Consider the following 19,732-nt stretch of genomic DNA (forward strand, 5'->3'; position numbering starts at 1 on the left):
CAGGAGGCTCCCATGACACGTACGATTGCCCAGAAACGCGCCGACTTCCGCTCGCTCCACGCCGCGGGCTGCTTCGTGATCCCGAACCCCTGGGACGTCGGCAGCGCCCGCTACCTCGAGGGCCTTGGCTTCAAGGCGCTGGCGACCACCAGTTCGGGCTGCGCCTGGTCGCTCGGCCGGCCCGACGGAGCGCTGTCGCGCGAGACCGTCCTGGCCCATCTGCGCGCCATCGTGGCGGCCACCGACCTGCCCGTGAATGCCGACTTCGAGAGCGGCTTCGCCACCGATCCGACAGGCGTTGCGCAGAGTGTCCGGATGGCGATCGACACCGGCGTGGCCGGTCTCTCGATCGAGGATTCGACCGGCGACCCTGCGCATCCGCTGCATGACATCGACGTTGCGGTCGCGCGCCTGCGTGCTGCCCGCGCCGCCATCGACGAAGCCGGCGGCGACGTGCTGCTGGTCGGGCGGGCCGAGAACTTCTTCGCCGGCCGGCCCGACCTCGACGACGCCATCGCGCGCCTCAAGGCCTACGCGCAAGCCGGCGCCGATTGCCTCTACGCACCGGGCATCCGCACCCGCGAGCAGATCGCGGCCGTGGTCGCCGCGGTGGCGCCGAAGCCGGTCAACCTGCTGGTCGGCTCGACCAGCGAGCTCACGATGAAGGACATCGAGGCGCTCGGCGTGCGGCGGGTCAGCGTCGGCGGCGCGCTGGCGCGTGCGGCGTGGGGAGGGTTCATGCGTGCTGCGCGCGGGATCGCCGACGAGGGCCGCTTCGATGGCTTCGCGGATGCGGCGCCGGGCAACGAACTGAACGCGCTCTTCAAGGGTGGCGGCGCCTGAAACCGATGCGGCGGCACAGCCCTTCAGCATTCAGGCGCGCTGCCGATAAGGTTCTCATGAACACCTACCCCACCTCCAGCCAGGCGACCGGTGTCGCCCGCACGCTCAGCAAGCGCACGCCCTGCACGATCGTGGTCTACCAGACGGCCGAACGCGAGTTCGTGACGGCCCGCTCCAACGACCGCGTCAGCGGACTGATCCAGGGCGTGTACCGCGACGGCTATCTGCTGCCGCCGGCGTATCGGCCTGAGCCGATCACGCGGTGATTTCCACCCGGTTGCCGTCCGGATCGAGTACCACGCTCTCGTAGTAGCCATCGCCGGTTCGGCGAGGCCCGTCGAGCACCGGATAGCCATCGGCCTTGAGCCGTCGCGTCAGTTCGTCGACCTGCGCTTCGGAGCCCAGCGAAACCGCGAAATGCGTCAGGCCCATGCGCTGGGCGCCGGGCTCGATGGCGACGGGGCGGAGCGTGGAGGTGGACATTGCCTCGATCCGCGCGCCGTCCTCGAAGCTCAGGAAGCAGGACGCGAAGCCCTTCGCGGGATTGACATAGCCGCTGCCCGCCACGGCACCGAAGTAGTCGACGTAGAAGCGCTTGAAGCGTTCAAGGTCCTGGGTCCAGAGGGCGATGTGTTCGATGCGCATGGGTCGCTCCGCTTGAGGTCGACGGCATTTTGCATCCAAGCCCCGGGGTCCATGGCGCCGTGCACCTTCTGCAACGCGAGACTCGAAACAGGCGTTCGGAGTCACGCATGCTTGACCTTGAGGTGTGAGACACGAACCGCCCCAGCGATATTGGGCCGACGCCTGAATTGCTCACCCGAGTGCTGCGCCGCCCCAGTGCAGCCAAGCTGCCACGAACACAGCGAGGAATATTGTCTCGCCGACCATCAGAGCGATTGGCTTCCATCCCACCGTTGCAAGCTCTTTCAACTGGGTCTTCATGCCGATCGCGGCGATTGCGGCGACGAGGCACCATTGCGAAAGGTCCACGCCAGTTTGTGTGACAGCCTTGGGCACCCAGCCCGTGCTGTTGATCGCGACCAGTACCGCGAAGCCGATCGCGAACAAGGGCAATAGCGGCGGACGCTTGCCTTCGACGGCGCTGCCTTGATGGGCTCGCGTCAGGAAGCCCGCGAACGCGATCACCGGCAGGAGCATTGCAACGCGCAGGAGCTTCACGAAGGTGGCGGCATCGCCCGTGGCGACGGACATGCCATAGCCGGCACCTACGACTTGGGCCACGTCATGAATCGTGCCCCCGAGGAAAATCCCCGCCTGTACCGGATCGAGGCCCAGCGCACGCACGATCATCGGATAGATGATCATCGCCAGCGTCGACAGCGCGCTGACGCTGATCACGGTGAAGAGCGTGGCACGCTCACGCATGGCATGGTTCGGCATGGCCGCCGAAAGCGCCATGGCCGCCGAGGCGCCGCAGATCGCGACCGAGCCGCCCGTGAGCAGGCCGAAGAAGCTTCGATACCCCATCAGCTTGGCGAAGCCGATGCCCAGTCCGATGGTGAGCGCTACCGAAGCGACCACCATCAATACCGGATGCCAGCCCATGGCGGCGATCTGGCCAGTGGTGATGCGCAAGCCCAGCAGTGCGACGCCCAGGCGCAGTACCTGGCGTGCCGTCCACTCGATGCCGGCGGTGCAGGGGCCGTCGGCGGACAGGAAGTTCATTGCCATGCCGAGGAGCAGCGCGAAGAGCATGACAGGCGCGCCATAGTGCTGCGACAGAAACGTGGCCGCTGCGGCCACGACGACACTGGCGAGGACGCCGGGGAACAGCTGACGTCCGAGCGTGGGCCAACCGGCCAAGGTCAATGCGGTCATTGGACGATCAGAAGACGTGTCGGATGCCGACGTCATAGCCAGTCGACGACTGTGGCGTCGGCACTGAGCCGTTGATCGCCTTCGTGAAGTAGGCGGGCCCGCCAACTGTCAGGTCGGCACCATTCTTGTTGTCGATCCGTGCAGCCGTCGCGTAGAGAGCCGTACGCTTCGACAGGTTGTACACGTAGCCGAGGGCGAACTTCTCGGACTTTGGGTCCGGAGACAGGCCAGGAGCGATCTGATTGGCGGCAGTGACGTTGTTGTACTTCACCTGGGTATAGACGGCACGAATCAGCCCGGGTCCGACCGGTACGGTCACGCCGACCAGCGCGCCGTTGGCTCCCGGGCTGGTGAAGCCAAAAGCGTTCGCGACCGGCGGGATGCCGGAGAAGTCTGTCTTTAGCTTGTTGTTCGAGTACTCGCCGAACAGCTTGATGACGCCGAAGTCGTACGTGGAGGCAACGTTCCAGATCTGGAGGTTGCTCGTCGTTCCCAGGAAGAATTGGTCTCCAATCGTGCTTCGACCTGCCGCCACTGCAACATCCAGGGGGCCCTTCGTGTAGCCGAAGCGACCGCCGACGTAGCGCCCGGATCGCTGGCTGTTCGGTGCGTTCGGTGTCAACACGCCCGGGTCGTACTTGATCGCTTCGTTGAAGGCGTACATCACCTGGCCGTAGAAGCCGCCCAGGTTCGGCGGCAGGAAGTAGCCCACCGAGTTGGAAGCGCGAATGTAGTTGGGGTTCGCCTGGAACCCGTTTGCTGCCTGGCCTGGTGTGTTGAAGCCACTCGCGGTAGCAATCAGGTTGATGCCCACGCCGTTGGAGGTGAACGGATCGGCCACGGCGTCGTTCCAGAACGTGGGCGTGTAGTCCCTACCGAGGCGGAGTTCACCCATGAACCCTGACAGGCTGACCGTCGAACGACGGTTGAAAGCAAGACCCCCTCCAGACGCGAAGCCGGCGCCGGTGTCGTTGAGTATCCCGGCTTCGAGCCAAAAGTTGGCAGCCGCACCGCCACCGAGATCCTCCGTGCCGCGGACGCCCAGGCGACTGCTGGCGTAGCCTCCACTGTTCTGTACTGTGCTGCTGGTTGTGACGGCGATGCCGAGCGGCGTCTCGGCCTTGTTCGAATAGCCGCTGACCGTCGCGTCCATGACACCGAACATCGTGATAGAGGACTGAGCCGCAGCGCCACCGGCGGTGAGGACAGTCAAGGCGATCAGGGGTTTTCTCATGGGGTCTCTTCGTTATTGAAAAATGATGCGGGGGCGAGCGTCCGACCGCGGATTGCGCCTGTGTGAATCGGCCGAAGTCAGACGCACGGGCGGCTGGCGCCCCGAACTACATGGCGGTCTTGCCGCCATTGACCGCGCTGCACTTGCTGGGCGTTGCTCCTCGCGAGCCGCCCCGGCCCGTCCCGCAGCGAGTCCTCGAGCCCGACACGAACGTTCCCTCCCAACGAAGCCGCCATGGATAGCCGCGCCCGCCTCCGCGGCCGCAATCGCCTCGCGGGCGATTTCGTCCGCCGTGATCGGAAGATAGGGCGACATGGTCGGCGTGCGGATCGCTCCGGTCACCGCACACGTCACGATGACCTTGCTTTGGGGGGCTGCCATGGCAGGTTTCTCCGTTCGATGTCTTGATTCAAGTGGAATGAATCAGGCGATGGGGAGGGCCTGATTCCTTGATCCAGTATCTGGCGCCGCAACCCTTGTCGCTTGTCCTTTTGGGACACGAACTTGCCGATCTGAGACAGCCCTTGCGATCGAGCGCAGCCAAGAACGCAGCAGGCCGAGAATTGCCGACCGATCAGGGCGTCCCGTGCTCTTCCGCCGCCGCCGCCGCCATGTCCGCCGCTTGCTTGATCCATTGCGAGGCGCTGCAGCCGAATTGACTCTGGAACCAATGACTGAAGCTGCTGGCGTTGGAGAAGCCCAGCAGCTCTGCCACCTCGCTCAGCGGCAGGTCGCTCTCGCGCAGATGGCGCTTGACCAGGTCCGAGCGCACCTGGTCGAGCAAGCTACTGAAGGTGAGGCCCTCCGCAAAGAGCCGGCGGTGCAGCGTGCGACGATCGACGCGCAGGTGCCGAGCAACCTCCCTCGCGCTGCAGGCGCCACCAGGCAGCAGTGCGAGGATGAGCTCGCGACAGCTGTCATGCACGCTTTCACTGCGATCCCTGAGGGCCGCTTCCAGGTACTTGCGCGCGAAGCCCGCCGCCACCTGGTCTCCCGGCTCGCGCGGCTTGGACAGGTCGATCGCCAGGCAGACCAGGCCGTTGAATTCCTGGTTGAACTTGACGCGCCGTCCGAAGAAGGCGCGGTGGCTGGAGACGTCCATGGGTGGGCGATGCGTGAAGCAGACTTCCAGCGGTCGCCAATGCGGGCCGATCAAATCGCTCAGCATGCGAAACATGGTGCCCACGGCGAGTTCCACCGACTGTCGCATCGGAAGCCCGGGGCTTGGCAGCAAGTCTTCCCGGATGACCACCACGCTGCCGGTGTCTTCGACATGGACGCTCAGCGAGGCATTGACCAGCTTCAGGTAGCGGCACAGCGTGTCGAGGGCGTCCCTCGGCGTGGCCTCCTCCCTCAGCACGAGGCTGATGGGCCCGAGGGCGGAGAGCTTGCGTTGCGCCGCAAGACGCAGCGCCAGATCTTCGGTCTGCGTGGCACGCGCGGTGATCTCCAGCAATTCGCGCACCGCATCTCTCGGGATCAGCGTCTCGGGATCTTCGAGGAACGTCGGCTGCAGCCCCACGGTTCGCATGAAGGCATAGGGGTCCCGACCGAGCGACTTCACCAACTCGACGTAACCGCTCAAGCTGGCGCTGCGCATGAGTCGTGCAATGTGTCTCATGGGACGGTGCAGTAGCGCCATTATGGTACCGACCTCGCCCCCGGAATCGCGGACCGCGATCGCACGTCGCTCAGGGAACGAGGACGGTGGAGCCGATCGTCTTGCGGCCTTCGAGCGCGCGGTGCGCTTCTGCGGCATCGGCCAGGGCGAAGCTTTGCTTCGGCTCGCTGACGATGTGCCCGGCGAGCACATGGTCGAACAGCTCCCGCGCCATGTCGAGCATGTGCGCACGCGGCTCGATGTAATGCCTCATCGCCGGCCGGGTGAGCCAGATGGAACCCTTGGTCGCCAGCAGCCTGGTGTCGAGGATCACCGGGCCCGACGACGTGCCGTTGCTCACCAGCGTTCCGCGAGGCTGCAGGCAGTCGAGCGAAGCTTCCAGCGTGTCCTTGCCTACCGAGTCGTAGACGACGGGAACGCCCTTTCCTTCGGTGATCTCCTTCACACGCTCGGTGATGTTCTCGCGCGATGTCACGATGGTGTGCGCGCAGCCGTTGGCCTTCGCGATGGCGGCCTTTTCGTCGGTGCTGACGGTACCGATCATGGTCACGCCCATGGCACGCGCCCACTGGCAGGCGATCAGACCGACGCCGCCCGCCGCCGCGTGGTAGAGGATGGTCTCGCCTCCCTTCAGCGGGTAGACCTGGCGAAACAGATATTGCGCGGTCATGCCCTTCATGATGAGCGACGCGGCGGTGCGATCCGTGATGCCGTCGGGCAGGGGAATGAGCACCTCGGCAGGCATCACGCGCGCTTGCGCGTAGGCGCCCGGCGGTCCGACCAGGTAGCCCACCCTGTCGCCCACGCGGATGTCCGTCACGCCGGGCCCGACGGCCTCGACCATACCCACCGCATCGGTACCCAGGCCGTTCGGCAGCGCCATCGGATAGAGGCCGGTGCGAAAGTAGATGTCGGCGAAATTGACGGCAATGAAGCTGTGGCGCACGCGGGCCTGGCCCGCGCCGGGTTCGCCGACTTCGACGTTCTCGAGTCTGAGGACGTCTGCGCCCCCGGTTTCATGAAGGCGAATGGCCTTGGTCATGGTTCGTGTCCTTGTAAATGCATGTGGAGATGCGATTCTTGAGGGACGGCTCCCGGACTGGAAGCGCGACGTCGGCAATGCCCCAATTCGACAACTTCATGTCCCCGATAAGCAAGTACAGGCTGCCGGTGCGCCAGATACTGGACCCGCTGACAGATTTGTCGGAAACGAACAGGAAATGGAGACTAGAAATGAAACTGCATCAGTTTGCTCGCCCCGCGATGGCGTTGATCACATGTTCGCTGGCGCTCAACGTCTGGGCCGCCTCCGGCGACAAGCCCCTGAGGGTCATCGTTCCCGCACCGGCGGGCGGAACGATGGACACCGCCGCCCGCGTGGTCGGGCAACAGATTTCCGTGGACATCGGCCGTCCGGTGATCGTCGAGAACCGCCCCGGTGCAACGGGCTCGATCGGGCTCAACGCCATGCTGCAGGCGGCCCCGGATGGCAACACCATCCTGCTGGGGGCGAACAATCTTCTGGTGGAAGCGCCGCAGGTGATGAAGGTACCGTACGACCCGCTGAAGGACATCGTCACCATCGCCAGGGTGGCGTCGTCGAGCTACGTACTCGTGTCCGGTGCAAGCTACCCGGCCAAGGACTTCCAGGGCCTCGTCGCGCAGCTGAAAACGCGCAAGGGCAAATCCAGCTTCGCCAGCTACGGCATGGGAACGGTGTCGCAATACTCGGGACTGATCTTCAGCAGCCAGGCTGAACTGGACATGCAGCACGTCGGCTACGCCGGATCGCCGCCCGCGCTCCAGGACCTGATCGGCGGCCAGGTCGACATCATGTTCGATGGCGTAGTGACCTCATTGCCCCTGATCAAGAGCGGCATGCTGCGCCCCTATGCGGTCTCCGGGAAAAGCCGGTCCAGGTACTTCCCGGACGTGCCGACCATGACCGAACTCGGCTACCGGGACATCCAGTTCCAGGGACAGGTCTGCTTCTACGGCTCCAGCAAGCTACCGGCCGACGTCCTGGCGAAGCTCCAGGCAATCATCAAGAAGGCAGCCGATGCGCCCGCGGTGCAACAGAAGCTGATCGACGTGGGCGTGGAGCCCGATGTGAGCATCGATTCGGCTGCGCTGCTGGCCGAGAACAAGTTGCTGTCCCAGCGCAACGCCGCCATCGTCAAGAAGTTCAACATCCAAGCGAATTGACCAAACCCTGCAATTCCTCCAGAGAGCAAAAAATGCAGATCAAGCAAATCACGCCGGCCATTGGCGCCGAAGTCAGCGAAGTCCATCTCGGCGAAGCGGCGCGAAACCCCGAGCTCTTCGCACAGGTCAAAGCCGCGCTGCTCAAGCACAAGGTGCTTTTCTTTCGCAACCAGGACATCACGCGCGCCGACCACGTGGCCTTCGCGAGTTGCTTCGGCAAGCTGGAAGACCACCCCGTGGTCAACAGCGATCCCAAGTACCCGGGCCTGGGGCTCATCTATCGCAGCGACAGCAGGCACAGCTACGAAAACTCGTATCACTCCGACGGTCTGTGGCGCCAGAACCCTGCCATGGGTGCCGTGCTGCGCTGCATCGAATGCCCGGAGATCGGCGGCGACACCATCTGGGTCAACATGGTTCAGGCGTACGAGGAACTGCCGGAGGAGATCAAGCAAAAGATCCTGAAGTTGCGCGCCAAGGCCAGCATCGAGCCTTCTTTCGGCGCCGTCATGCCGGAGGAAGCGCGCAGGAAGCTGGACCGGGACAACCCGCCGGTCGAGCATCCCGTCGTGCGCACGCATCCCGAAACGGGCGAGAAGATCCTGTATGTAGGCGGCTTCACCACGCATTTCGTCAACTACAACACGCCGGAGAACATCCGCCACGGCATCGACAAGTTGCCGGGCGCATCACTGCTGCTGAACTACCTGACGAGCCGGGCCACCATTCCCGAGTACCAGGTACGCTGGTCCTGGCAGCCCGGGGACGTGGCCGTCTGGGACAACCGCAGCACGCAGCACTACGCAGTCAACGACTACTGGCCCGCACCTCGCAAGATGGAGCGCGCCGGCATCGTGGGCGACGTGCCGTACTGAGTACCTGAAGTCTTTTCATCCCGTTCGACATTCTCGACGTCACATTTCAACTCGGAGACCCATCCTCATGAACTTCCTCGACGGCCACCTGTACCCTGAGAACCAGCAGCCCCTGATCATCACGGCCGCGCCCTATGCGCCGGGCTGGATCCCCTCGGACTTTCCGGAAGACATCCCTGTCACGATGGAGGATCAGATCCAGAAGGCGGTGGATTGCTACGAAGCCGGCGCCACCGTGCTGCACCTGCACGTGCGCGAACTCGACGGCAAGGGCAGCAAGCGCCTGTCGAAGTTCAACGAGTTGATCGCCGGGGTGCGCGCCCGCGTGCCGGAGATGATCATCCAGGTGGGCGGCTCCATCAGCTTCGCGCCCGAATCGGACGGCGCAGCCGCCAAGTGGCTGAGCGACGACACCCGCCACATGCTCGCCGAGCTCGATCCGAAGCCCGATCAGGTGACGGTGACCGTCAACACATCGCAGATGAACGTGACGGAGCATGCGGGCCTGGACGACTTCAAGGGCGTGTCGCGGGGATTCCCGCACCTCTATGCAACCTACAAGGACATGGTCGTGCCCGCCAATCCCAGCTGGGTCGAGGAACACATCCGCCGCCTGACAGCGGCCGGAATTCAGAGCGAATTCCAGTGCTACAACATCAACAGCTTTGAAACGATCGAGCGAATGATCCGCCGTGGCATCTACAAGGGGCCACTGGTGATGAACTGGGTGGCCATCAGCGGCGGCATGGATCAGGCGAACATCTACAACCTGGCCAACATGCTGCGTGCCGTGCCCGACGGCGCGGTGGTCACGGTGGAAAGTTCGGTGCTGAATGTGCTTCCCGTGAACATGATCGGCATTGCCTTGGGCCTGCACGTGCGGTGCGGTATCGAGGACGTGCTCTGGAATCAAACCCGCACGGGAAAGATGAGCTCCGTCGAGCAGATCAAGCAGTTGGTGCGCATCGCCGGCGAATTCGGCCGCCCCATCGCGACAGCGAAACAGGCACGAGAGATCATGAAGATCGGGGTTTTCTACGGCACGGCGGAAGAGACGCTTCAGGCCAATGGCTTCGCGCCCAATCGCAACGGGGGCAACCAGGGGTTCCTGCGCAAGCCGGACAGCGAACTGATGGCTTGAAACATGAGACTTCTGCGACTTGCGCGCGCCTCCATGGCGCTGATCGGATGCTCGCTGGCGCTCAGCGCCTGGGCCTTTGGCGATCGGCCGGTGCGGCTCATCGTCCCGGCGCCCCCGGGCGGAACGATGGACATCGTCGCCCGCGTGCTCGGGCAACAGATGGCTGTCGACATCGGTCGACCGGTGATCGTTGAGAACCGCCCCGGCGCAGGCGGCTCGATCGGCCTCCAGGCCATGCTGCAGGCCGCGCCGGACGGCAACACGATCGTGGTGGCGGCGAGCAACGTACTGGCCGAGACGCCGCAGGTGATGAAGATGCCCTTCGACCCGCTCAAGGACGTGGTCCCGATCGCGTCGGTAGCCAGGTCGGGCGTCGTGCTCGTGACCACGTCAGGCTACCCCGCCAAGGACTTCCAGGGCCTGGTCGCGCAATTGAAGACGCGCAAGGGCAAGTCCACTTTCGCCAGCTACAGCCCGGGCACCGTGTCGCAGTACGCGGGACTGATCCTCAGCGATCGGGCCGGGCTGGACATGCAGCACGTGGGTTATCCCGGATCGCCGCCCGCGCTCCAGGACCTGCTCGGCGGCCAGGTCGACATCATGTTCGACGGTATGGTGACCTCCATGCCGCTGATCAAAGCCGGCAAGCTGCGCCCCTATGCCTTCTCCGGGAAAAGCCGCTCCAGATTCCTCCCTGATGTGCCGACTACCGCAGAACTCGGCTATCCGGAACTTCAGTTCCAGGGATGGGTCGGTTTCATAGGCTCCAGCAAGCTGCCGGCCGACGTGCTGGCGAAGCTTCACGCAACTATCGAAAAGGCAGCGCAGGCGCCTGCGGTGCAGCAGAAGCTGATGGACGTGGGCCTCGAGCCCGAGCTGAGCGTCGACACGCCGTTGCTGCTCGGCGAGACCAGGGCGCTGTCCGAGCGCAACGCCGCCATCGTCAAGAAGTTCGGCATTCGAGCGAACTGACGCGAGCCAGCATTCGTGGGCGACGCTTGCGTACCGAGCTGCTTCCAATCCTTCCGACATCCGCATTGCAACCCGAGACAAAACGACATGAACTTCCTAGACGGCCACCTGTTTCCCGAAAACCAGCAGCCCCTGATCATCACGGCCGCTCCTTATGCGCCGGGCTGGCTTCCGTCGGACTTCCCGGAAGAAATCCCGGTCACGATGGAGGATCAGATCCAGAAGGCGGTGGACTGCTACAACGCCGGCGCAACGGTGCTGCACCTGCACGTTCGCGAACTCGATGGCAAGGGCAGCAAGCGCCTGTCCAAGTTCAACGAGCTCATCGCCGGCGTGCGTGCGCGCGTGCCCGAGATGATCATCCAGGTGGGCGGCTCGATCAGCTTCGCGCCGGAGTCCGAAGGCGCGGCCGCCAAGTGGCTGTCCGACGACACGCGCCACATGCTGGCCGAACTCGATCCGAAACCGGATCAGGTGACGGTGACAGTCAACACCTCGCAGATGAACGTGACGGAGCACGCCGAACTGGCAGACTTCAAAGGCACTTCGCGGGAAATCCCCGCCATCTTCGAGGCCTACAAGGAGATGACGGTGCCGGCCCAGCCCGGCTGGGTCGAGGAGCACATCCGCCGCCTTACGGCCGCCGGCATCCAGAGCGCCTTCCAGTGCTACAACATCAACAGCTTCGAGTCGGTCGAGCGACTGATGCGCCGCGGCGTCTATAAGGGCCCGCTGGTGATGAACTGGGTGGCGATCAGCGGTGGCATGGACGCACCGAACATTTACAACCTCGCCAACTTCCTGCGCGCCGTTCCCGATGGCGCGGTGCTCACCGTGGAAAGTTCGGTCCGCAACGTGCTGCCCGTGAACATGATGGGTATCGCCATGGGTCTGCACGTGCGCTGCGGTACCGAGGACGTGCTTTGGAACCAGACGCGCACGGCCAAGATCGGCACCGTGGCACAGATTGAGCAACTGGTGCAGATCTCGCGCCAGTTCGGTCGCCCCATCGCGACCGCCCAACAGGCGCGCGAAATCTCGAAGATCGGTGTCTTCTACGACACGGCGGAAGAATCGCTTCTGGCGAATGGCTTCGCACCCAATCGCAACGGCGCCAACCAGGGATTTCTGCGCAAGGCGGCCTGACTCCTCCTCGAGGGTGTCTCGCACGCCCTGCGTTTTGAAGTACTCGGCCTGTCTTGCCCGGTTCAGGATACCCCGTCATCTTCATGATCCGCCGCGGCGGCGGCCTGCGTGCATCGGTCGCTGCCCACGACGCGAGGGCGAGCTGGTAGGCCGTGCCCGTCGAGAAGACCGGCGGATGGGCGTCAGCGCAGTTCGACGCGGTCGCCGACACGCAGCCTACCGGGCGCGGCCACCACCGCGTAGACGCCCGCGCAAGGAAATTCGGCCAGGGTGCTGACCTGCTGCTTGTTGTGCTGCACCAGCGCCCGCAGCACGTCCGTATCCTTGGGCAGATCTTCCTGCGCGAGCGTCGTCATCACGCAGCGCGGATCGGGCCAGGTCACGCCCAGCCTCGCGGCCTCGCCCACGGCCAGTTCGCTGCCCACCCAGTCGTTCTCGACGAAGCCGGACCGCTCTGTCTCGATGATCACGTTCATTCGGAAGCGTCGTTCGTCGAAGCGGCTCTGCGGTTGCAGTTCGTTCAGCCGGTCCAGAGTGCCAGTGGTCAGCACCGATATTGGAAACACGTCCAGAAAGGCACCCCGCGACACCGGGGATGCCTGGCCGATCGCGGCGAAGAGGGCCGAGCCCAGCGGCTGCGGCACGACCTTGTCGCGATTGCCGCCTGGATCCGCCCCCTCCACGTCCGGGTGGTACTGGTCGATCGTGAAGTCCTCGGGCGCCGCGCGCGACAGTTCTACGTTGCGCTTGAAATGGGCAGAGAGTTGCCGGTCGGCGTCGGGCGCATCGCTTAGCACTGTCGTGCCGTCGGGCAACGTGATGCTGACCGGCGGCATCGCGTCGCCGGCCCGAGGCGGCGAGACGAACGTTGCCCGGCAGGCCAGGATGTCCGGGAACAGCTTGACGCTCTTGGCGCTGACCACCCTGCCGGTATCGATGTCGATCAGCGCATAGGCCCGGTCGCCGAGCACGCCGTGGGCCGTTAATTCGACCTCCTCCAATCGCTCGCCCTGCATCGACTTGACAGGAAAGCGCCAGAGCCCCGTGATGCTACCGACCGCGCTGCCGGTGGTGTTGCTGCTCATGTTCATTCTCCAAGAAGCCCGACTGCCGGGCGGTGCGGGTGGGCTTGATTCATCGAAATGACAGGACTGCAGTGGCAAGATGGCTTCGCCAATTCGGCAGGCTGCTAATACCGTCGCCTCCAGAAGGTGCAGCCACGCTTACCCTGCGCGAACATCTTGTTTAAGTTTCCGGTGATGTGCGACGTAGCGCAAGCGCGCCTAGGGTTTGTACCCGCCGCGGCACCCGCCCTTGCCAATCCGGTCTCAAGCCGATGGGACGCGTTGAATGGCCGACGACAACGCTGTCGCCTTGCTGGCCCGCTATGCCTTCAGCGTGTTCTTGTGGATCCTGCCGTCCTTCATGACGATCAGAAGGCTGCTGTCGGGATTTGCAAGCAGCGCGATGTTCTCGATGGGATTGCCGTCGACGAGCAGCAGATCCGCATACGCGCCCTCCTCGATGACACCCAGTTTTCCAGGATAGGGATTGCGCGGCCCTGAAAGACCCAACACCTCCGCATTGGAGGATGTGGCCATGGTGAGGATCTCGCTGTTCGAGTACCACTTCGTCAGGTGTGTCAGCATCGTGCCCTGGCGGGTCGCCAGCGCCGGAGAGAACAGCATGTCCGAACCCCACGCGGTCTTGATTTTGTGCTTCCTGGCGAGCCTGTAGGCGTTGTCGGTTCCCGCGAACACCTGGAGCGCCGCCACCCGGTTCGGGCCGCTCAGGGGGCCCGTGTCTTCGTCCGACAGGAAAGGCTGGATGCTCAGCCAGACGCCCTTGTCGGCCATCATCTTCGCGGTCGTCTCGTCCATCAGATGCGCATGCTCGACGCAGCGGGCGCCTGCCGCGATGGCGCGTTGCACGGTCGTTGGCGCATAGGCATGTACCGTGACATAGGTGTTCCAGTCTCTCGCTGCCTCCACGCCTGCCCGCAACTCAGCCTCCGAAAGCGTGGTCAGATCCAGGGGACTGCGCGGCGAAGAGACGCCACCGCCGCCCACGAGCTTGATCTGCGATGCGCCCTGCGTCAGTTGCTCGCGCACCCGCAGCCGGATCTCGTCCGGGCTGTCGACGATGGCCGCGGCGCCAGTCTGCTCCGTGAAGCTCGGGGTGCCCGGATTGCGTGGCACGTCGGACAAGGGGCGCAGGTCGCCGTGTCCGCCGCTGCCCGTGATCATTGCGCCGGAAGGGTAGATGCGCGGGCCCGGCGTCAGGCCCTGGTCGATCGCCTGCTTGAATGCGAACGCCGGGCCACCCAGGTCACGCACGGTCGTGAAACCCCTCAGCAGTGTGCGTTGGGCTTCCCCGCTGGCCGCGACATGGATGTAGCCGATGTTGCCTTGCAGCAGCACCTGGAGCGGCAAGGCTGCAAACATCGAATGCCAATGGGCATCGATCATTCCAGGCATGACGACCCGGCCGCCGCAGTTGATCGTCTGAGCGCCCGTCGGTGCGGCCGGCGCGCCGCTGCCCACCGATTTGATCCGGTCCCCCTCGACCACGAGGTGCATGCCGTCGCGCAGCGTCGCGCTCTTGCCATCGAAGAGCCGGAAATTGGTGAGCAGGATCGGCCTTGCCTGCGTCGTCGGCGCGGGCTGCGCGATGGCACCGAAAGGAAGCCCCAGCGCCGCGACCGAGGCGGCCATGCCGGCGACAAAGCCGCGCCTCGACAGGTCCGCGTTGATCAGTCGGGTCAGCCTTCCGACCTCGGGCCGATGACAGAAGCAGATGGCATGGTTCACTTGCGAGCCGTCCACCATGGATTCGCAGGCGTACATAGATGACCTCCAGGCCTCGAGTTTGCCCGCTTGATGCGACCTGAAGCCGCAGGCTTGTCGTTCCAAACGGTGCCGGCGGCTCGAACGGGTTGGAAGACCGGGCAACCTTTTTCAAGAAACCGGCATCCTATTGCATTTGGCGCACGAAACAGGGTGCCTCCGCGATCCGATCCATCGCCCGGGCAACCCCGGCTCCCCCATCCCCGTAGGCGCATCCGCACTGGGCACCGTGAACACCGAAATCTGCGGCATATCCGTCATCCGCGGCACCACGAAGTCCCCGAAGCTGCTCGGCTGCACCCCCCGTCCTTCAGCGTGATCGCAGCGCCCGGCAGGCACAGCGTCCGCGCGCCAGCCATTGAAGTGGCGAGGACCGCACGGGCCGCGTGCCGAGAAGGCCTTGCCTCAGAGGCGCCCCTGCCCCTACTCCAGCCGCGGCTCCGCCCGCTCCTCGCCCACCGGCGAGGCCGCCTCCGCGATCGCCAGCAGCGCGCTGGCGGTGCGCTCGGCCGCGCCGCGGTTGGCCGACGCGAAGGCCAACGCGGCCTGCGCCATCGCCTCGCGGCGCTCGGGGTTCTCGGTCAGCTTGAGCGCCGCGGTCACCGCGTGTTCCATGTCCGGCACACGCAGCGAGGCACCGGCCGCGAGCGACAGTTCGGCGGCTTCCGCGAAGTTGAAGGTCGACGGCCCCATGATCACCGGGCAGCCGCAGGCCGCGGCCTCGATCAGGTTCTGGCCCCCGAGCGGCTCGAAGCTGCCGCCGAGCAGCGCGACATCGGCCAGGCCGTAGTACAGCGCCATCTCGCCGAGCGAGTCGCCGAGCCAGATCTCGGCCTCGGCCGGCGCGCCCGCGGCACTTCGGCGCGCGACCGCGAAACCATGCGACTCGACCAGCGCCGCGACCTCGTCGAAGCGCTGCGGATGCCGCGGCACGATCATCCACTGCACGTCGTGCACGCGCCGCGCGATCGAGCGCACCGCCTCCTGCTCGGGCGGCACCGGCGCCAGCGCACCGAAGCGCTTGAGCACCTCGAGCAGCTGCCGCTCCTCGCCATCGCGCGAACTCGCGAAGACCACGATCGGCCGCGGCAGCTGCGTGCGCAGCTTGGCCGCCGCGTTGAGCTGCCGCAGGTCCGGCGTGGCGTCGAACTTGAGGTTGCCGTAAACGCCTGCGACCTTGGCGCCCAACGACACCAGCCGATGCGAATCGGCTTCGGTCTGGGCCCACACGGCGGCCAGCGCCGAGTAGGCGGGCCGCGCCAGCCAGGCCAGACGCTCGGCCCCGGCCAGCGACTTCTCGTTCAGGCGCGCGTTGGCCAGCACCAGCGGAATGCCGCGCTCGGTGCAGGCGGCGGTCATCTCGGGCCAGACCTCGGTCTCCATCAGCACGCCGATGCGCGGACGGAAGCGATCGAGAAAGCGGGCCACGGCGCCCGGTGAATCCCAGGGCTGCCAGACCTGCAGGTCGCCGGGCTGGAGCAGCTTGGCACCCTCCTCGCGGCCGGTCGCGGTGCCGTTGGTGAGCAGGATCGGGATGCCTGGGTACTGGCGGCGCAATTCCTCGATCAGGATGCCGGCGGCACGCGCCTCGCCGAGCGAGACCGCGTGGACCCAGCACCAGCCGGTGCCGACCGCCTCGGTGCCGTAGTGGCCGAAGCGCTCCTCGACCGCATGCGCGTAGCCGGGCTCGGCCACGGCGCGGCGCCGCAGCTTGCGCCGCACCAGCGGCTGGGCCAGGGTGGTGAAGGCGCCATAGAGGCGCAAGAGCAGGGAACGCACGTTGTCCGTATCGATGTCAGTTCTTCATCAAGTGGTCGACTGACCCACGACGCATGACACCGGCACAGGCCCATGCCAGGGATACCGCGGAACCGGCTTCGCCGGGCCGCTGGTATCGCCCCCTTGAGGGGGAGGCGCCGCAAGGCGCATCGGGGGAGAGCGTCATCTCAGTGCGCAGATTCTGCGAACTTCGCGCCGGGCTTGACGCTGCGCAGCAGCGCCAGCATCTCGCCCTCGATGCGATGCAGCGCGGCCTCGGTCTGACCCTCGAAGCGCAGAACCAGCACCGGCGTCGTGTTCGACGCACGGATCAACCCGAAGCCGTCGGGCCAGTCGACCCGCACGCCGTCGATGGTCGAGACCTGCGCCGGCGGCGCGAACTCCGCGCTCTCGATCAGTTGGGCGACCACGCTGTGAGGCTCGCCCTCGGCGCAGGCCACGTTCAGCTCGGGGGTCGAGAAGCTGGTCGGAAGCGCGTTCAGCACATCGCTCGCATTCGGGCTCTTGCTCAGGATCTCGAGCAGGCGGCAGCCGGCATAGGTGCCGTCGTCGAAGCCGAACCAACGCTCCTTGAAGAAGATGTGGCCGCTCATCTCGCCGCCCAGCGGCGAATCGATCTCCTTCATCTTGGCCTTGATCAGCGAGTGGCCGGTCTTGTAGATCAGCGGCTTGCCGCCCGCCGCCGCGATCGCCGGGCCGAGCCGCTGCGAGCACTTGACGTCGTAGACGATGGTGCCGCCCGGCACCCGCGACAGCACGTCCTGCGCGAACAGCATCATCTGCCGGTCGGGATAGATGTTGCTGCCGTCCTTGGTGACGATGCCCAGGCGGTCGCCGTCGCCGTCGAAGGCCAGGCCGAGCTCGGCGTCGCCCGACTGCAGCGCGGCGATCAGGTCCTTGAGGTTCTCGGGCTTGCTCGGGTCGGGATGGTGGTTGGGGAAATTGCCGTCGACCTCGCTGAACAGCTCGACCACCTCGCAGCCGATGGCGCGCAGGATCGCCGGGGCCGAGGCGCCGGCGATGCCGTTGCCCGAATCGACCACGATCTTCAGCGGCCGCGCCAGCTTGATGTCGCCCACGATGCGCTGCGTATAGGCCTCGGTGACATCGACCTTGCGCACGCTGCCGCCGTCGGCCAGCCGGGCACTGCCCGCTTCCATGACCTGGCGCAGGCCCTGGATCTCGTCGCCGTAGATCGCGCGGCCGGCCAACACCATCTTGAAGCCGTTGTAGTCCTTCGGATTGTGGCTGCCGGTGACCTGGATGCCGCTCGCGCACAGCGTATGGGCGGCGAAGTAGAGCATCGGCGTGGTGACCGCACCGACGTCGATCACCTCGATGCCGGTGGCGACCAGGCCCGCGATCAGCGCATTGGCCAGCGCCGGCCCCGACAGCCGGCCGTCGCGGCCCACCGCCACGGTCTTCTCGCCGGCCGCGCGCGCGGCGCTGCCGAAGGCCCGGCCGAGCGCTTCGGCGACTTCCGCGTCGAGCGTGGCGGGCACCACGCCGCGAATGTCGTAGGCCTTGAAGATCGATGCGCTGAGTTGCATGAAAGCTATCCCCTGAAAGTTCCAAAAACGTAGAACATTGTAGGCATGACCCCAGGGGGCCAGATGTCCGAAAATGGCTACTTTCACTCAAATTGCGGCCGTATCATCGCCGCATGCCAGCCGCCCCCGCCTCCACCGCCGGACTCGAAAGCGACGCTTGCTACCTGGCCATGAAGGCCCACGATGCGCGCTTCGATGGCTCTTTCTTCACCGGCGTGACCTCCACCGGCGTCTATTGCCGGCCGGTTTGCCGCGTCAAGCTGCCGCGGCGCGAAAACTGCTGTTTCTTTCGCCACGCCGCGCAGGCCGAGGCGGCCGGCTTCAGGCCCTGCCTGCGCTGCCGTCCCGAACTGGCGCCGCGCGCCGCCAGCTGGTCGACCGAGGACGCCTCGCGCATCCTGGCGCTGCAGGCCGCGCGCCTGATCGACGAACCCGACGCCTGGAGCGACGACGGGCCAGGGGCGGCCCGCATCGCCGCCCGGCTCGGCGTCAGCGATCGCCACCTGCGCCGCATCTTCGAGTCGCAGTTCGGTGTCTCGCCGCTGCAATACCTGCAGACCCGCCGACTGCTGGCCGCCAAGCAGCTGATCGCCGACACCCGCCTGCCGATGACCCAGGTCGCGCTGGCCAGCGGATTTGCCAGCGTGCGGCGCTTCAATGCCGCCTTCGTCACGCACTACGGCCTGAATCCCAGCGCCCTGCGCCGCGCCGGCGCCGCGAGCGGCGGCCGCGAAGGCGAATCGGTCGACGTGCGGCTGGGCTATCGCCCGCCCTACGACAGCGCCGCGATGCTCGGCTTCTTCGGCCGCCGGGCGCTGCACGGCATCGAGCAGCTGAGCGACAGCGCCGGCCAGCCCCGGTTCGCGCGCACGCTGCAGGTCTCGCAGGCCGGCCGCAGCCTGGCGGGCTGGCTGCAGCTGCGCTTCGATCCCGAGCGCGAACAACTGCTGCTGCGCGTCGGCGATTCGCTCGCCGCCGTGCTGCCGACCGTGATCAGCCGCGTCCGCGCCCTGCTCGACCTGGACGCCGAGCCGATGGTCATCAACAGCGTGCTGCATGCCAGCTTCCCCGACGGCGACGGCCTGCGCGTGCCCGGCACGGTCGACGGCTTCGAGCTTGCGGTGCGCGCGGTGCTGGGCCAGCAGGTCACGGTGGCCGCCGCCCGCACGCTGGGTTCGCGGCTGGTCGAGGCCTTCGGCGAGCCGATCGCGACGCCGATCGAGGGGCTCGACCGGCTGTTCCCGACGCCAGCAGCCATCGCCGGCGCCAGCGGCGACGCGCTGGGCCGGCTCGGCATCGTGCGCCAGCGCCAGGCCGCACTGCGCGCGCTGGCGCAGGAGATGCTGGAAGGCCGGCTCGCGCTGCACGCCGGCGCCGACCTGCCCGCGACCCTCGCGGCCCTGCAGGCACTGCCGGGCATCGGCGACTGGACCGCGCAATACATCGCGATGCGCGCGCTGCGCTGGCCCGACGCCTTTCCGGCCGGCGACATCGCGCTGCAGAAGGCGCTCGGCGCCGGCACGGCGCGCGCCGCCATCGAGGCCTCGCAGGCCTGGCGCCCCTGGCGCGGCTACGCCGTGCTGCGCGCCTGGCACCGCCCCGTCCCGCCGCCGATGGTGGACGCGGCCACCCCGACGACACACCCTGCTTTCACCCGCGCCGGCGCCATCGCCTGACT

The 19,732-nt window shown here is 66.1% G+C and carries 18 protein-coding genes and 1 pseudogene; 8 read left to right on the plus strand and 11 right to left on the minus strand.

Features of this window, described 5'->3' with window-relative positions; all coding sequences use genetic code 11:
* The first annotated feature begins 12 nt into the window (after positions 1-12).
* The gene (locus AC1DYD_RS19655) at positions 13-843 is read left to right on the plus strand and encodes an isocitrate lyase/PEP mutase family protein (protein WP_478174429.1); all 831 of its coding nucleotides are present in this window, start codon (positions 13-15) and stop codon (positions 841-843) included.
* Positions 844-899: 56 nt separating this feature from the next.
* A complete protein-coding gene (locus AC1DYD_RS19660; RefSeq protein WP_478174430.1) occupies positions 900-1,109 on the plus strand; it encodes a hypothetical protein in 210 nt (69 codons plus the stop codon).
* Here AC1DYD_RS19660 and AC1DYD_RS19665 read toward each other — a convergent pair.
* From AC1DYD_RS19665 to AC1DYD_RS19695, 7 genes and pseudogenes are all read right to left on the minus strand, one after another.
* Positions 1,099-1,488 (minus strand): VOC family protein, encoded by a 390-nt coding sequence (locus AC1DYD_RS19665; protein WP_478174431.1) that lies wholly within the window; start codon positions 1,486-1,488, stop codon positions 1,099-1,101. The genes AC1DYD_RS19660 and AC1DYD_RS19665 overlap by 11 nt on opposite strands.
* A gap of 171 nt (positions 1,489-1,659) precedes the next feature.
* The gene (locus tag AC1DYD_RS19670) at positions 1,660-2,685 is read right to left on the minus strand and encodes a YeiH family protein (RefSeq protein ID WP_478174432.1); all 1,026 of its coding nucleotides are present in this window, start codon (positions 2,683-2,685) and stop codon (positions 1,660-1,662) included.
* 7 nt (positions 2,686-2,692) lie between these two features.
* The gene (locus AC1DYD_RS19675) at positions 2,693-3,919 is read right to left on the minus strand and encodes a porin (RefSeq protein WP_478174433.1); all 1,227 of its coding nucleotides are present in this window, start codon (positions 3,917-3,919) and stop codon (positions 2,693-2,695) included.
* Between the two features lie 77 nt (positions 3,920-3,996).
* Entirely contained in the window at positions 3,997-4,155 is a 159-nt protein-coding gene (locus AC1DYD_RS19680) for a 3-keto-5-aminohexanoate cleavage protein (RefSeq protein WP_478174454.1), read from the minus strand.
* 1 nt (position 4,156) lies between these two features.
* Positions 4,157-4,300 (minus strand): annotated as a pseudogene (locus AC1DYD_RS19685) (3-keto-5-aminohexanoate cleavage protein); the annotation flags it as partial.
* Positions 4,301-4,493: 193 nt separating this feature from the next.
* Positions 4,494-5,540: an AraC family transcriptional regulator gene (locus AC1DYD_RS19690; protein WP_478174455.1), complete on the minus strand. Its 1,047-nt coding sequence runs from the start codon at positions 5,538-5,540 to the stop codon at positions 4,494-4,496.
* A gap of 70 nt (positions 5,541-5,610) precedes the next feature.
* Positions 5,611-6,582, minus strand: coding sequence for a quinone oxidoreductase family protein (locus tag AC1DYD_RS19695; protein ID WP_478174434.1), 972 nt, complete (start codon positions 6,580-6,582; stop codon positions 5,611-5,613).
* 191 nt (positions 6,583-6,773) lie between these two features.
* Between AC1DYD_RS19695 and AC1DYD_RS19700 the strand changes: the two genes are divergently transcribed.
* The 5 genes from AC1DYD_RS19700 (at position 6,774) to AC1DYD_RS19720 (ending at position 11,879) form a co-directional block, all read left to right on the plus strand.
* A complete protein-coding gene (locus AC1DYD_RS19700; RefSeq protein WP_478174435.1) occupies positions 6,774-7,745 on the plus strand; it encodes a tripartite tricarboxylate transporter substrate binding protein in 972 nt (323 codons plus the stop codon).
* Positions 7,746-7,777: 32 nt separating this feature from the next.
* The gene (locus AC1DYD_RS19705; RefSeq protein ID WP_478174436.1) at positions 7,778-8,620 is read left to right on the plus strand and encodes a TauD/TfdA dioxygenase family protein; all 843 of its coding nucleotides are present in this window, start codon (positions 7,778-7,780) and stop codon (positions 8,618-8,620) included.
* Between the two features lie 67 nt (positions 8,621-8,687).
* A complete protein-coding gene (locus AC1DYD_RS19710; protein ID WP_478174437.1) occupies positions 8,688-9,761 on the plus strand; it encodes a beta-keto acid cleavage family enzyme in 1,074 nt (357 codons plus the stop codon).
* 3 nt (positions 9,762-9,764) lie between these two features.
* On the plus strand, positions 9,765-10,733 hold the full coding sequence (locus tag AC1DYD_RS19715; protein WP_478174438.1) for a Bug family tripartite tricarboxylate transporter substrate binding protein: 969 nt from the start codon (positions 9,765-9,767) through the stop codon (positions 10,731-10,733).
* Between the two features lie 87 nt (positions 10,734-10,820).
* A complete protein-coding gene (locus AC1DYD_RS19720) occupies positions 10,821-11,879 on the plus strand; it encodes a beta-keto acid cleavage family enzyme (protein ID WP_478174439.1) in 1,059 nt (352 codons plus the stop codon).
* 182 nt (positions 11,880-12,061) lie between these two features.
* On the opposite strand, the gene AC1DYD_RS19725 is transcribed toward AC1DYD_RS19720, so the two are convergent.
* The 4 genes from AC1DYD_RS19725 to AC1DYD_RS19740 form a co-directional block, all read right to left on the minus strand.
* A complete protein-coding gene (locus tag AC1DYD_RS19725; RefSeq protein ID WP_478174440.1) occupies positions 12,062-12,964 on the minus strand; it encodes an MOSC domain-containing protein in 903 nt (300 codons plus the stop codon).
* 300 nt (positions 12,965-13,264) lie between these two features.
* Positions 13,265-14,593, minus strand: a complete 1,329-nt coding sequence (locus tag AC1DYD_RS19730; protein ID WP_478174441.1) for a metal-dependent hydrolase family protein — start codon at positions 14,591-14,593, stop codon at positions 13,265-13,267.
* A gap of 555 nt (positions 14,594-15,148) precedes the next feature.
* Positions 15,149-16,504, minus strand: a complete 1,356-nt coding sequence (locus AC1DYD_RS19735) for a 3-deoxy-D-manno-octulosonic acid transferase (protein WP_478174442.1) — start codon at positions 16,502-16,504, stop codon at positions 15,149-15,151.
* A 167-nt stretch (positions 16,505-16,671) separates the two neighbouring features.
* Positions 16,672-18,054 (minus strand): phosphomannomutase/phosphoglucomutase, encoded by a 1,383-nt coding sequence (locus AC1DYD_RS19740; protein ID WP_478174443.1) that lies wholly within the window; start codon positions 18,052-18,054, stop codon positions 16,672-16,674.
* 113 nt (positions 18,055-18,167) lie between these two features.
* Here AC1DYD_RS19740 and AC1DYD_RS19745 point away from each other — a divergent pair, with 113 nt between their 5' ends.
* Entirely contained in the window at positions 18,168-19,730 is a 1,563-nt protein-coding gene (locus AC1DYD_RS19745) for a DNA-3-methyladenine glycosylase 2 family protein (RefSeq protein WP_478174444.1), read from the plus strand.
* The last annotated feature ends 2 nt before the right edge of the window (positions 19,731-19,732 follow it).

The organism is Variovorax sp. P4_B11, assembly GCF_056402355.1.